13 protein-coding genes are annotated in these 12774 nt (G+C 70.6%); 4 read left to right on the top strand and 9 right to left on the bottom strand.

Going from position 1 to position 12774, the window contains the following annotated elements:
• The first annotated feature begins 97 nt into the window (after positions 1 to 97).
• From J5Y09_RS15265 to J5Y09_RS15255, 3 genes are all read left to right on the top strand, one after another.
• Positions 98 to 835 (top strand): CoA transferase subunit A, encoded by a 738-nt coding sequence (locus J5Y09_RS15265; RefSeq protein WP_209352672.1) that lies wholly within the window; start codon positions 98 to 100, stop codon positions 833 to 835.
• A 16-nt stretch (positions 836 to 851) separates the two neighbouring features.
• Positions 852 to 1505, top strand: a complete 654-nt coding sequence (locus J5Y09_RS15260; protein WP_209352671.1) for a CoA transferase subunit B — start codon at positions 852 to 854, stop codon at positions 1503 to 1505.
• A 72-nt stretch (positions 1506 to 1577) separates the two neighbouring features.
• Positions 1578 to 2753, top strand: a complete 1176-nt coding sequence (locus J5Y09_RS15255; protein ID WP_209352670.1) for a glycosyltransferase family 87 protein — start codon at positions 1578 to 1580, stop codon at positions 2751 to 2753.
• Here J5Y09_RS15255 and J5Y09_RS15250 read toward each other — a convergent pair.
• From J5Y09_RS15250 to J5Y09_RS15230, 5 genes are all read right to left on the bottom strand, one after another.
• Positions 2692 to 3885, bottom strand: coding sequence for a glycosyltransferase family 87 protein (locus J5Y09_RS15250; RefSeq protein WP_209352669.1), 1194 nt, complete (start codon positions 3883 to 3885; stop codon positions 2692 to 2694). The two genes, J5Y09_RS15255 and J5Y09_RS15250, sit on opposite strands and share 62 nt — an antisense overlap.
• Positions 3886 to 3955: 70 nt before the next feature.
• Positions 3956 to 4591 (bottom strand): YciI family protein, encoded by a 636-nt coding sequence (locus tag J5Y09_RS15245; protein ID WP_209352668.1) that lies wholly within the window; start codon positions 4589 to 4591, stop codon positions 3956 to 3958.
• A gap of 51 nt (positions 4592 to 4642) precedes the next feature.
• The gene (locus J5Y09_RS15240) at positions 4643 to 5197 is read right to left on the bottom strand and encodes a YciI family protein (RefSeq protein ID WP_209352667.1); all 555 of its coding nucleotides are present in this window, start codon (positions 5195 to 5197) and stop codon (positions 4643 to 4645) included.
• Positions 5198 to 5201: 4 nt separating this feature from the next.
• On the bottom strand, positions 5202 to 5924 hold the full coding sequence (phbB, locus tag J5Y09_RS15235) for an acetoacetyl-CoA reductase (protein ID WP_209352666.1): 723 nt from the start codon (positions 5922 to 5924) through the stop codon (positions 5202 to 5204).
• Positions 5925 to 6037: 113 nt separating this feature from the next.
• Positions 6038 to 6997, bottom strand: a complete 960-nt coding sequence (locus tag J5Y09_RS15230) for a Bug family tripartite tricarboxylate transporter substrate binding protein (RefSeq protein ID WP_209352665.1) — start codon at positions 6995 to 6997, stop codon at positions 6038 to 6040.
• A gap of 302 nt (positions 6998 to 7299) precedes the next feature.
• On the opposite strand from J5Y09_RS15230, the gene J5Y09_RS15225 reads away from it, so the two are divergent.
• Positions 7300 to 7569 (top strand): ACT-like domain-containing protein, encoded by a 270-nt coding sequence (locus J5Y09_RS15225; protein ID WP_209352664.1) that lies wholly within the window; start codon positions 7300 to 7302, stop codon positions 7567 to 7569.
• A gap of 7 nt (positions 7570 to 7576) precedes the next feature.
• Here the strand turns inward: J5Y09_RS15225 and J5Y09_RS15220 are convergent, their stop codons facing one another.
• From J5Y09_RS15220 to J5Y09_RS15205, 4 genes are all read right to left on the bottom strand, one after another.
• The gene (locus tag J5Y09_RS15220; RefSeq protein WP_209352663.1) at positions 7577 to 9172 is read right to left on the bottom strand and encodes a hypothetical protein; all 1596 of its coding nucleotides are present in this window, start codon (positions 9170 to 9172) and stop codon (positions 7577 to 7579) included.
• A gap of 75 nt (positions 9173 to 9247) precedes the next feature.
• Positions 9248 to 10051, bottom strand: coding sequence for an undecaprenyl-diphosphate phosphatase (locus J5Y09_RS15215; RefSeq protein WP_209352662.1), 804 nt, complete (start codon positions 10049 to 10051; stop codon positions 9248 to 9250).
• 28 nt (positions 10052 to 10079) lie between these two features.
• On the bottom strand, positions 10080 to 11624 hold the full coding sequence (locus J5Y09_RS15210) for a glycosyltransferase family 39 protein (protein ID WP_209352661.1): 1545 nt from the start codon (positions 11622 to 11624) through the stop codon (positions 10080 to 10082).
• An 18-nt stretch (positions 11625 to 11642) separates the two neighbouring features.
• The gene (locus J5Y09_RS15205) at positions 11643 to 12734 is read right to left on the bottom strand and encodes a TRAP transporter substrate-binding protein (RefSeq protein ID WP_209352660.1); all 1092 of its coding nucleotides are present in this window, start codon (positions 12732 to 12734) and stop codon (positions 11643 to 11645) included.
• Positions 12735 to 12774: the final 40 nt, after the last annotated feature.

Raw genomic sequence — 12774 nt, 5'->3', positions numbered from 1 at the left:
TCCGCTCGCCACCCCCGCAAGGGGGGCTGCGACCCCTTCCGGCGCGACGCGCGGAACGGTAGGGAGAAGCCGTTCAGCCAGAACTCGGGGAGAGCCCATGGGCAAGGTCTATCCAGACGCAAAGGCGGCCCTCGCCGGCGTCCTGCGCGACGGCATGGTGATCCATTCCGGCGGCTTCGGGCTGTGCGGCGTGCCGTCGCTGCTGATCGAGGCGATCCGCGAGAGCGGCGTGAAGGACCTCACCGTCGTCTCGAACAATGCGGGCATCGACGATGCCGGGCTCGGCCTGCTGCTGAAGACGCGGCAGATCCGCAAGATGGTCAGCAGCTATGTCGGCGAGAACGCGGAATTCGCCCGGCAATACCTGGCCGGGGAGCTCGAGATCGAGTTCAACCCGCAGGGCACGCTGGCCGAGCGCATCCGCGCCGGCGGCGCCGGCATCCCCGCCTTCTTCACCAAGACCGGCGTCGGTACGGAAGTGGCGAAGGGCAAGGAGACGCGGGAGTTCGACGGCGAGACCTATGTGATGGAGCGCGGCATCTTCGCCGACCTCGCCATCGTCCACGCCTATATGGGCGATACCGAGGGCAACCTCGTCTATCGGAAGACCGCGCGGAACTTCAATCCGATGATGGCCACCGCGGCAAAGGTCACGGTCGCGCAGGTCGAGCACCTGGTCCGGCCGGGCGAGATCGACGCCGACCACATCCACACGCCGGGCATCTTCGTGAAGCGCATCGTCACCTGCCCGGCGGGCTACGAGAAGCGGATCGAGCAGCGCACGGTGCGCAAGCACCCCGCCGCCGCCGCCGGCCCCGACCATCTGCCGCGCTGATCGAGGAGAGACGGACATGCCCTGGACCCGCGACGAGATGGCGGCCCGCGCCGCCCGCGAACTCAAGGACGGCTTCTACGTCAACCTCGGCATCGGCATCCCGACGCTGGTGGCCAACCACGTTCCCGCCGGCTTCAACGTGCAGCTGCAGAGCGAGAACGGCATGCTCGGTCTCGGCCCCTTCCCCTATGAGGGGGAGGAGGATGCAGACCTCATCAACGCCGGCAAGCAGACCATCACGCAGCTGCCGACCAGCGCCTTCTTCGATTCCGCGCAATCCTTCGGGATGATCCGCGGCGGGCATATCGACCTGTCGATCCTCGGCGCGCTGCAGGTCGCGGCGAATGGCGACCTCGCCAACTGGATGATCCCCGGCAAGATGGTGAAGGGGATGGGCGGCGCGATGGACCTCGTCGCCGGCGTGAAGCGCGTGATCGTGCTGATGGAGCACACCGCCGGCGGCAAGCCCAAGCTGCTGCAGTCCTGCACCCTGCCGCTGACCGGCGCGCGGGTGGTCGACATGGTGATCAGCGACCTCGGCGTCTTCGAGATTGCGCGCAAGGGGCCTGAGCGGCTGGTGCTGACGGAACTCGCACCGGGCGTGAGCCTCGAGGAGATGCGGGAGAAGACCGAGGCGGTGTTCGAGGTGGGGCTGAAGGCGGCGGCGTGACGGAACTCGCTCCGATGTGGGTGGCGACAGGCGCATCCGGCCGGGCCGCACTGCAGCTCGGCTAGGCTCGCGATGTGGCCGGCGCTCCGCCTCGCGGCCTGGGCTGTCTGCTGTCTCTACGCCGGCACCGTCGCGGCTGCCTGGCAGGCGAACGGGCATCCCTGGTTCCTTTCATCGACCGGGACGTTCGTGCCGCTGGATTTCTCGGCGCTCTACGTCGCCGGCCTGATGGCGCTGGCGGGCGAAGCGGCGACCGCCTACCGGCCGGACGCGTTCGAGGCCGCGCTCGCGGCCTTCCTCGACACGACGTCGCATGTCGGCCTTCGCTGGCTGAATCCGCCGATCCTGCTGTTGGTGCTCGCGCCTATGGCGACGCTGCCCTATGTGCCCGCCCTGTCCGTCTGGCTGGCCGCGACCGGCGCGATGTTCGCGATGGCGATGCGCCTCGCCCTTCCCAGATCCGGGGCCATGGCGCTCGGCTTCGCCGCACCTCCGACCATCTCGAACGTGCTGAACGGGCAGAACGGCTATGTCTCGGCCGGGCTGTTCGGGATCGGGCTTGCGCTGATCGACAGGCGACCGATGCTGGGCGGTGCGCTGCTCGGCCTTCTCACCTACAAGCCGCATCTTTCTGCCGCGATCCCGGTGGTGTTCGTCCTCGCCGGTCGCCGGGACTCCCTCATGGGCTTCACGATCGGCGCGGCCGCGACGGCAGCCCTCTCGGCCGCAATCCTCGGCTTCGACAGCTGGGGGGCCTTCATCCAGTCCGTTGGCGGTACAGCCGATCGCTTCCTCGGCGCATCCGACGAGAGGGCACGCATGCTGACCGTCTATGCGGCGCTCAGCACTTCCGGCTACCCGTCGCTCGCCATCGCACTGCATGTCGCCGTCGCGGCCGCGGGCATCCTGGCCGCCGCATGCCTGTGGCGCATCGACGCGCCGCTCGCGTTCCAGGCGCCCGCCCTCATTGCTGCGTGCTACCTCGTGACTCCCTACGCCTTCGGCCACGATGCGGCGATCCTCGTTGTTGCCGCGGCCTTTCTCAGCCGTGCCGCGCTCTCAGGCCATCTGCGGACGCCCGAGGTCGTCCTGATCATTGCCGCGCCTATCCTCCCCGGTGTTGGCCTGTTCGTGGGCCCCACACTGCTCGGCCCGTTCGCGGCGATCCTCCTCCTGGTCCTGGCGTTCAGGGGCGCGATGGCCAGGCGCCAGGAAACCTACGCAGCCGCAGGTAAAGCCAAAGCGTAAGCCCGAGCATCGTGAGCCACGCCGCTGGCGTCGGGAAGCTCGCACGCGACAGGAGGCTGCCCGCCGGTACGACAATCACCGCCAGCAGCAGGAGGCTCCGATCCGTCGGTGTAAGGACATCCCATCTGGCATGGCGCAGGAGGAACCCGGCCGCGACCGCAAGCGCGACACTGTCATGCGGCAGGGCGTAGGGCGTCGCAAGGTAGGCCGCACCGAGCGCAGAGGCGCCACGAAGCCCCTCGTCGCTGCCAGGATCGCGCCAGATCTTCAGGGCGCCCAGCAGAGCGGCAAGCGCAACGCCGCCATGCGCCAATCCCGCAACCGAACGATCTGCACCGATGTCGAGCATGGTGCTGTGGATCGACTGCAACGGCACCCGAAACCCGTCGGCCATCAGGAAGCGAACGGACGAGCCATGAAGGGAGCCAAGAAACGCCACCCAGGCGGGCATCCCCAGAATCAACGCCGCGGCCGCAGCGAACGCGCAGGCGGCCAATCCGCCGAACAGCAGCACCTTCCAACGCCCCGTCGCCACGAGCAGTAGCGGGACGACGAAACCGATATGCGGCTTGAACGTCGCAAGTCCAAGCAACGCGCCTGCAAGCGCCGGCTTCCGGTCGAGCCAGAAAAGCCCGGAGCCCAGGAGCGCGGCGCTCAGGAAACCGGTCTGCCCCTGGACGACGCAGAGCAACGCGCATGGCGTTGCGACCCCCAACAGGATCGCCAACCCGCGCTGATCTCGCGCTATCATCGCCTGCGTCGCACAGAGCATTGCGATGGTCATCCCCTGCCATGCGAGAAAGGACCAAGTCCAGGGTGCTATAGCCAGGATGGCGGCGACGAGAAGAAAGCCCGGCGGATACATCCAGCCCAGGGGCGGCAGGCCCTCGGGCGTCGGCACCCCGGCGCGGCGCATCTCGGCCTCGAGCGCGACCCAGTCGTAGACATCCGCCGCCATCCCGCCCAGTGCAAGCCGGCCCGCCGTCCATATCGCGAGGAAGTCGTTCCGCGCAGGCAGTCCTTCCCTGTCCAGCAGCCATATGCCCGCGCCGCGGAGACCGAGCAGGAGTATCGCGTACCCGGCGACCATCAGCCCGAGGGCGAGAATGACGACGTACGGATGTCGCGTCATCGCCGCCCCGGTCCGCGCGCAGGGCGCGTGAATGCGTCTTGCGGCGGGAAGCGTCGCGCGTCCAGGCTTGTCACGCCCCTGGCAACGCCCGGTACGGCAGCGGTGCAAACCGCGTCCCATGCAGCGCGATGTCGTTCCAGACGCCATCGGTCACATACGGATCCTCCGCCAACCAGGCGCGCGCGGCATCGTCGCTCGCGTGGCGCGTCACGGCGATCGACCCGCGCATCGCGCCGGCCTCGTCCAGGATGGCGCCGCCCATCGCCAGCGTGCCGTCCGCCGCCATCGGCACGACGCGCGCCAGATGCGCTTCCCGCACCGCCGCGCGTCGCGCGGGCGCCGCGGCATCGGTGCCATCCATGGCGACGATGACGGTGTGCGTCCGGGTAGCCGAGATCGGCTCGCCAGGCTGGGGCAGGGGCCGGTAGCGCAGGGGCGCGATGCGGAACGGATGCACGGTCCAGCGCGCCCAGACACCCTCGGCGGCAAAGGGTTCCTCGCCGAGATAGGCGTCGAGCCCGGCGCGGTCGGGCACCTCCAGCACCATCAGCGACCCCGCCGGCTGCCAGTCCGGCGTGAACAGCGGCACGCCGAGCGCGAGGCGCCCTTCCTCCGCCCAGCGCGTGATGACGGACAGGTGGCGGTCGCGCGCCGCGGCGCGGCGCGACGGATCCGGCCCGTCCCAGGCGATGATGGCGTAGCCCATGGCGACGTTCCCTTGCTGCGGGGCGCAGCCTGCCACGCGACGTCCGCCGCGTCAGCCCGAGGGCAGCGGCGGATAAGGCAACGGCCGCCAGCGCGTCGGATGCACGGCCGCGAGGCGGCATCCCGGCAGCGCCGTCGCCGCCCAGGCCTGGGCATCCGTGGGCGCGGCATGGGTGGTGACGAGCACGGCGCCCTCCCGGTCGCGCGTGGCGGCGGCGAAGAGCAGCCAGCCGTCGCGCGCGGCGACCGCGAGCGCTTCGACCGGCGCCGCGCCATCGGCGAACAGGATCGACATGCGCCCTTCCGCCGGCGCATCGCCTGGCCATGGGCGCCAGGGCAGGCGCGGAATGCGCATCGGGCGGCGGTCGACCACCGCCCAGACCCCGGCCTGCGCGAAGGGTTCGCGGGCGAGATAGTCCGTGACCCGATCAGCCGGCACCACCATTAGGGACCCGGCGGAGCGCCCTTCCTCCGTATGGATCGGCAGGCCGAGCAGCAACAGGCCTTCGGCCGCCGCGCCCTCGATGAAGGCGATGTGGCGGTCGCGCGCCCCGGTTCGCCGCGACGGGTCCGGCCCGTCGCGACCGATGACGGCGACCGCCTCCATCGCGTCAGTACATGTGCTGGCCGCCGTTGATCGACAGCGTCGATCCGGTGATGAAATCCGCGTCGTCGGCGGTAAGGAACAGCACGCCGCGCGCGATGTCGTAGGCGCGGCCGAGGCGGCCCATCGGGATGCGCGCGACGATCTTCTCGAGCACGTCCGGCGGCACGGCGCGCACCATCTCGGTGTCCACATAGCCCGGCGCGATGGCGTTCACCGTGATCTGGCTGCGCGCGCCTTCCTGGGCCAGCGCCTTGGTGAAGCCATGGATGCCGGACTTGGCGGCGGCGTAGTTCACCTGGCCGTACTGCCCGGCCTGGCCGTTGATGGAACCGATGTTGACGATGCGGCCGAACTTGCGGGCCGTCATGCCGTCCCACACCAGCTTGCACATGTTGTAGCAGGAGCCGAGGTTGGTATCGATCACCGCGTCCCACATGTCGCGGGACATGCGCTTCATCGTGGCGTCGCGCGTGATGCCGGCATTGTTGACCAGCACCTCGACCGGCCCGACCTCCTGCTCGATCTGCTTCAGCGCGGTCGCGCAGGATTCGTAGTCCGCCACGTCGAACTTGTAGCAGGGGATACCGGTGCGCTTGGTGAAGGCCTCCGCCGCCTGCTCGTTGCCGGCGAAGGAGGCGACGACCTTGCGGCCCGAGGCCTGCAAGGCCTCGCTGATCGCGGCGCCGATGCCGCGCTGGCCTCCGGTGACGAGTGCGACGCGTGCCATGGTTCTCTCCCTGTGCGTATGGCGGTCCGTGCCTCATTCGCCATCGACGCGGCGCGGTCCTTGACGCCGATCAAAACCCGGCGGCGCCGGCGGCGCCAGTGGGAAATGCGCCCTCACCCTGGCGTGGCGCCGGAAGCGCGCACCACCGGCGCCCAGGCCGCGATCTCCGCCCGCACGAAGGCCTGCGCGTCGTCGAGGAACAGGCGCCCCGGCAGCGTCGCCGTTTCCGCATAGCGCCGTGCCACCTGGGGTGCCGCCATCGCCTCTCGGATCGCGGCGGCCAGCCGCTCCTGCAAGGCGCGCGGGGTACCCGCGGGCGCGGCGATGCCGGCCCAGCCATCGGCGATGATGTCGGGGAAGCCGCTCTCGACGAAGGTCGGGATGTCGGGGAAGTCGGCGATCCTCTCCCGCGTCGTGAAGGCGAGCGCGCGCAGGCTGCCCGCGCGGATATAGGCCGAGGCCGCGGTCAGGCTGTCCATCACGGACGGCACGGTGCCCGCGATCGCGTCCGTCGCCGCCTGCGACCCGCCGCGATAGGGAATGTGCTGCAACTCGAACCCCGCCGCCTGCGCCAGCCTGAGACCGACCAGATGCGGCACGGATCCGATGCCGCTGGTGGCGTAGGCGACGCCGTTCGGCCGCTTCGCCGCCGCCACGAAGTCCGCCACCGTGCGCATCGGTGTCTGCGGATTGACCAGCAGCAGGTAGGGCGTGCCGAGGATCGTCGCGATATGTGCGAAATCCCGGTCCGCGTCCCACTGGATGCGGTCGCGATACAGCGTGTGCCCCACCGCCATGCCGGAGATGGTGGAGATCAGCAGCGTCGTCCCGTCCGGCGCGGCGCGCGCGACGAGGCCTGTGCCGAGCGTGGCGCCGGCGCCCGGCCGGTTCTCCACGATCACGGTGGTGCCGAGCCGCCGCCCCATCTCCTCGGCGATCAGCCGCGCGATGATGTCCGTGGTCCCGCCGGTGGCGAAGGGCACGATGAGGCGCACCGGCCCCGGATAGGATTGCGCGAGTGCCGGCGCGGCGAGCAGCGCTGGGGCGAGGAGGAGGAGGTTGCGGCGCTGCATGACGGCGTTCTCCGGCGTGGACGGAACGAAGGCTAGAGCAATATCCGGCCGGCCGGACACGGCCGATCGGATTTCCTGCTCCGGAACGCATTGATCCCACGGCACGAAATCCGATCGCCCGGCGCCGCTCGAACCTCCGCGCTGGCGCGACCGCCGCGCGGCTGCTAGGTTCGCGCCATGACATTGCGGCGGCGCATCGCAGGGCGAATTACCGGCACGGCCGAATGAGGCCGCGCCCGTCCCGGGCGCACCATCGGCCGTCCTGAATTCCGCCCGTCCCGCCCTTGTCAGAGTCCCACGCCATGACCGATCCCGAACATCTTGTTCCCGCGCGCTTCGTGCTGCTCGCGGAACCCTCGCCGGGGCTGCTCCCGCGCCTGCTCCAGCCGCTCGCGAAGCGCGACCTGGTGCCGGACCTGCTGCTCGCCCGGCGCGAGGGCGATGCGATGCGCGTCGAGATCGCGCTCGAGGCCATGCCGGCCGGCATGGTGCACCTTGTCGCGGGCAACCTGTCCCAGGTGATCGGCGTGCAGGAGCTGCGCGGCGGGTCGGAGGCGCGTCGGGCGGCCTGACCCGGCCCTATCGCGCGGCTGCCTCGCCGGGGCGTTCGATCCGGTAGAGCCGCGCGAAGCCCTCCATGGCGACGCGCGCGAGGCCCTGGGTCGGCGCGGCGCGCACGCCGCCGCCGGGATGGTCCCCGTCGAGCACCAGCAGGTAGTCGAAGCGTCGGCGCCAGTCGCGCAGATAGGGCCGCGCATCGCCCGCCGTCGCGTCGTCCAGCTGGGTGACCGCAACCCCGAGCCCATTGGCCAGCGCCAGCTCGTCCCAGGGCGGGAGCACGCGCAGCACGTGCCGCCCTCGCAGCGCGAAGAGCGTCGGGACGAAGGCTTCGCGCCGCGTCACGGCCAGGGCGCCGAGATGCTCGTAGGTCGGCATCTGGCCGCGCGGGAAATAGCGGCCGACCGGGGAGGCGAAGCGGTCGCCGGGGAACTCATAGGCGACGAGCAGCGCGGCGCCGGGCGGCATCGGGGCGATCGCGCGCTCCACCGCGGCGATGTCGGCCTGGCGCGCATCCCACACCCAGCCCATCCAGGCCGCGCGCAGCGCGACGATGAGCAGCAGGCCGGCGGCGACCGCCAGGTGCCGTCCGGCCGGCACGCGTGGCAACATCGCCGCGAGGAAGGTGAGCAGCGCCATGATCGGGAAACGCCGGTCCATCCAGCCCGTCCCGCCGAGCGTGTTCGGCATGATGATCGCCAGCACCAGCAATCCGCCCGCGGCGGCCAGCAGCCCGCCATGCACCCGCAGGCGGTCCTTCGCCAGCGCCCAGCGTGCGACCGCAAGCACGGCCAGCAGCATCGCGAGGTCGACCGGAACCTCATAGGTGCCGAAGGCGGTGGTCAGGGCGCGGACCTTCTCGAAGAAGGCATAGCCGGACCAGGGTCGCAGCAGCGTGTCGTCCTCCGCCGCGCCGTCCCACGGCCCCGGCGTCCCGGACAGGTGCAGCATGAGGAAGGCGGGCAGCGCCGCCGACGCGACGGCGAGCGCCGCCCGCCCGGCCGCCGCCGCGATGGCGCGCGGCCCCGCCAGCGCGGCGCGCATCGAGGGCCCGATCGCGAGACCCACCAGCAACGCCAGGTAGAAGGCGAGCCCGAGCGCATGCATCCAGATCAGCAGCACCCCGAAGGCCGCGCGCACCACAAGCCGCGGCAGCCAGGCGCGGCGCACGAGCGCGGGTTCCGCCGCGGCGGCCAGCAGCGCGAGGCCGAGGCCGATCATGAAGCTCAGGAAGCCCGCCAGGAGAATGCCGTTGAAGGCGAGGACCGCGAAGCCGACCTGCCAGGCGCGCCAGCCGCCGAAGAGCGCGCGGTTCAGCGCCGCGGCGCCGAGCGGCGGCAACACCAGCGCCAGCGCCAGCATGAGGCGCATCGCAGGCTCCGCTCCGCCCAGGAGCGGCGCCAGCAACACCACCAGCGTGTCCATGCCGCCATTGGTGAAGGCGTTGCGCCAGTCCGCTTCGTAGAAGGCGGCAAGCGCCGGGCGTTCGAGCCCGCCCGCCAGCAGCCAGAGCCGTGCGAGATGGTTCGGGTAGTCGAGTAGCGGGGGAACCGGCACCGCCAGCACCGGCATGCAGACAACGGCAAGGGCGGCGGCGATGAGGAGGGCTATCGGCATGCTTGAAGGATCGCGAATGGCGGCGGAGGCTACATGCCGGATGTCACGAATTCGCTGACGCCGGGCGATCTTCCGTTATCGGAATGACAGCACCGCGAGCATGAGCACCCCAAGGCCGATGCGGTACCACCCGAAGGGCGTGAAGCCGATCCGGCCGATCACGGCGAGCACCGCGCGCACGGTCAGGAAGGCGACGATGAAGGCCGCGGCGAAGCCGACGCCGATCTGCCCGAAGGCCGAGACGTCGATGTCCGCGCGCGCCTTGTAGAGCGAGTAGACCGTCGCCGCGAGCATGGTCGGGATGGCGAGGACGAAGGAGAATTCGGCCGCCGTCTTGCGATCCACGCCGATCAGCAGCGCGGTGATGATGGTCGCGCCGGACCGCGACGTGCCCGGGATCATCGCCAGCGCCTGGCCGAAGCCGATCAGCAGCGCGGCGAGCGGCCCGATCTCCGGCACCGAGCGGATCGAGGGTTCCGGCCGCGCCCGCTCGATCGCGATGATGGCGATGCCGCCCAGGATCAGCGCCACGCAGACCACCCAGGGGTTGAACAGCAGCCCCGTGATCGTGGAATGCAGCGTCGCGCCGATGACCGCGGCCGGCAGGAAGGCGAGCAGCAGGTTCACCACGTAGAAGCGCTGCAACCCCGGGCGCCACATGTGCAGCATCAGGTCGAGGATCAGCTTCCGGTAGATCACCACCACGGCGAGGATGGCGCCGAGCTGGATCGAGATCTCGAAGGTCTTCCCCGGCGGCCCGCGGAAGCCGATCAGCTCGCCGAGCAGGATCAGGTGGCCGGTGGAGGAGATGGGGAGGAACTCGGTCAGCCCCTCGACGATGCCCATGAGCAGGGCGGCGAACAGGTCGTTCAGGTGCATGTCGCTGGTCCAGGTGGCTGAAGGGCGTTCATCGGGTGCTGCCGGCGGGGAGTTCGCATTCCGGCGGCTCCCATATATCCACGCCGTATACGCCGGCCGTATCGGCGGCGACGAGGGTCCAGCCGGCACGATCCAGCGCATCGCGAAGCCCGGGGCCCCGCAGGCTTTCGACGATCCGCAGTGGCGGCGCGACGCGATCCGCACCGCAGGCGCGTCTTGCGAGCGCCTCGGCGTCGATGATGCGTGGGCGCCCCAGCACCTCCACCATCCGGTGCTGGAGGCCGATGCCGACCGCCGTCGGCACAAGCATGTCGGCCGTAGTGCCCCGGCCGTAGCGTTCGACCGATGCGACATCGAAGATGTTCGTCATGACGATAGTCCCCGGCCCGGCCGCAACCAGCGCGGCAAGGCGCGACGCCTGCCGATGCCATGGCGGATCGAAGCAGGCGAGGAGCATCGGCGCCTGGATCGCCGAGAAGGCGACGAAAACGCCGGCGCGCGACCGCGCCGACGTGTCCTCGGCGATCGCCGCGCCGATAAGGATCGCGACGGGAACCATCAGGAACGACAAGGTCCTGTCCAGCATCACGGGCGTGATCGCTTCCGCGGCGAGGAACAGCAGTACCGCCGTCGCGACTGTGCCGGCGAATGCCAGTATCTCGGTCCTGCTGCCGTGAGCGCGCACGAGGCGCGCGAGGATGAACAGGGTGAACGCACCGCCTGCCGCTGCCACCACCGCGCGCAGTAGGCCGTCCCGTACCAGCATGATGGGCGCGGCGGTCAAATGGGCCTGTAGGCTATGGCCGATGCGCACCCAGCGCTGCTCGTGCATCCAGGATGTCGCGTTCGAGGGATCGGCGGCGAGGTCGACAGCGATCACCAGCATCGGCATCGAAAGCAACACGCAGACGAGGCCTGCCGCGCCGAACCACGCGATGGTCGGCACGTGCGCCTCCCGGCGCGCGGCCATGTGCCACAGCCCATAGGCGTGCGCGGTCGCCGCGGCGATCAACCCGGTATGGTGCATGGCGGGCATCGTGGCGCCGAGGCAGCCGAGCAGCACCGCCAGCCAGGCAGCCCGTATCCGCTGCCTTGGCGCAACCTCCGCCAGCCGCCGCGCCGCGAGCAGCGCGAGCGCGAAGAACAGAACCAGGAAGGCATATGCGCGGGCATCGCGCGATTGCATGACATGCCACGCTGCGACGGCGATCACGAGTCCCGCCCAAATGCCGGCGCGCGGGCCGAAGCAGCGGGTGGCGAGCAGCATGGTCGCGGCCACGGCAGCGATGCCGGCCAGCGCCGAGGGGAGCCGCAACGCGACCTCCGCCTCGCCCGCGACGTTTACCCAAAGATGCAAAGCCGCGAAGTAGACGGGCGGGTTGGTTTCGACCCGCGTAAGCCAGCCGAAGATGTCGTGCAGTGGAAGGGCGGCGAACAACGCCGTCGCCACCTCGTCGTACCAGAGTTCCGCATCGCCGAGCATTGCGAGGCGGAGCGACGCGGCGAGGAGGAGGACCGCCGCCCAACCGGCGGCGGCCCCCAGGTCTCGGGCCGCGGCGGCCACCTGCGACACGCCGCCGCCCGTCCGGCTTCAGCGCACCGTCTGCGGCGCGGCGAAGGCGAAGTTGTCGTAGGAATTCTCGGCCACGCGGAACCACTGGAACTGGTCGCCGCGGAAGCGGAGGTAGCTTTCCATGATGCGGGCGAGCTTCGGATTCTGCCGCGCGAGGTCGGCGTTCATCTCCTCATTCGCGCGCCAGGCGGCTTCGAGCACCGGGCGCGGCCAGAAGCGCAGCTGCGCCCCTGCGGCGACAAGGCGGCGCAGCGCCTGCGGGTTAAGGTGGTCGTAGCGCGCGGTCATGTCGGAATCGGCCTCGGCGCAGGCGACTTCCAGCGCGTGCTTGTAGAGGTCCGGCAGCGCGGCATGGGCGCGCTGGTTCATCATGAAGTGCAGCCGCGCGCCCGGCTCCCAGAAGCCCGGCGCGTAGTAGAAGCGCGCCACACGGACGTAGTTCGCCCGTTCGTCGTCATGCGGGCCCACGAACTCCGCCGCGTCGATCACGCCGCGTTCCAGCGACGGATAGATGTCGGCCGGCGCGATCAGCGTCGGCGCGGCGCCGAGGCGGGTGAAGAGCTGGCCGGCCAGGCCCGTGATGCGGAACTTCAGCCCGCGCAGGCTGTCGACGCCCGTGATCTCGTTGCGGAACCAGCCGCCCATCTGCGCGCCGGTGTCGCCCGCCGGATGGGCGACGATGCTGTATTCGCGGAAGAACTCGGCCGCGAGCTCGTTGCCGCCGCCGAAGCGGAACCACGAGGTCATCTGCCGCGTGTTCAGGCCGAAGCACATCGCGGTGAAGGGGGCGAAGGCCGTGTCCTTGCCGATGTAGTAGTAGGAGGCGGTGTGCCCGCCCTCCAGCGTGCCGGCCTGCACCGCGTCCAGCACCTGCAGGCCGCCCACGATCTCGCCCGCCGGGAAGGTCTGGATACGGAAGCGGCCTTCGGTCAGCTGGCCGACGCGCGCGGCGATGCGCTCCAGCGTGCCGTACAGCACGTCGAACACCCGGGGGAAGGAGGACTGCACGCGCCAGCGCACCTCCGGCATCTGGGTCTGGGCCAGGGCGGGCGTGGCGAGGGCGGCGGGCGCGGCGGCGGCCGCGGCCCCCATCAGGGCACGACGGTTCATGCGGGTTTCCTCCCAGGGTGGAACGGTGGCAGCCACATAG

Origin of the sequence: Roseomonas nitratireducens, from assembly GCF_017813355.1 — a bacterium.
GTDB lineage: Bacteria > Pseudomonadota > Alphaproteobacteria > Acetobacterales > Acetobacteraceae > Neoroseomonas > Neoroseomonas nitratireducens.
This window is presented reverse-complemented; position numbering and strand designations above follow the sequence as displayed.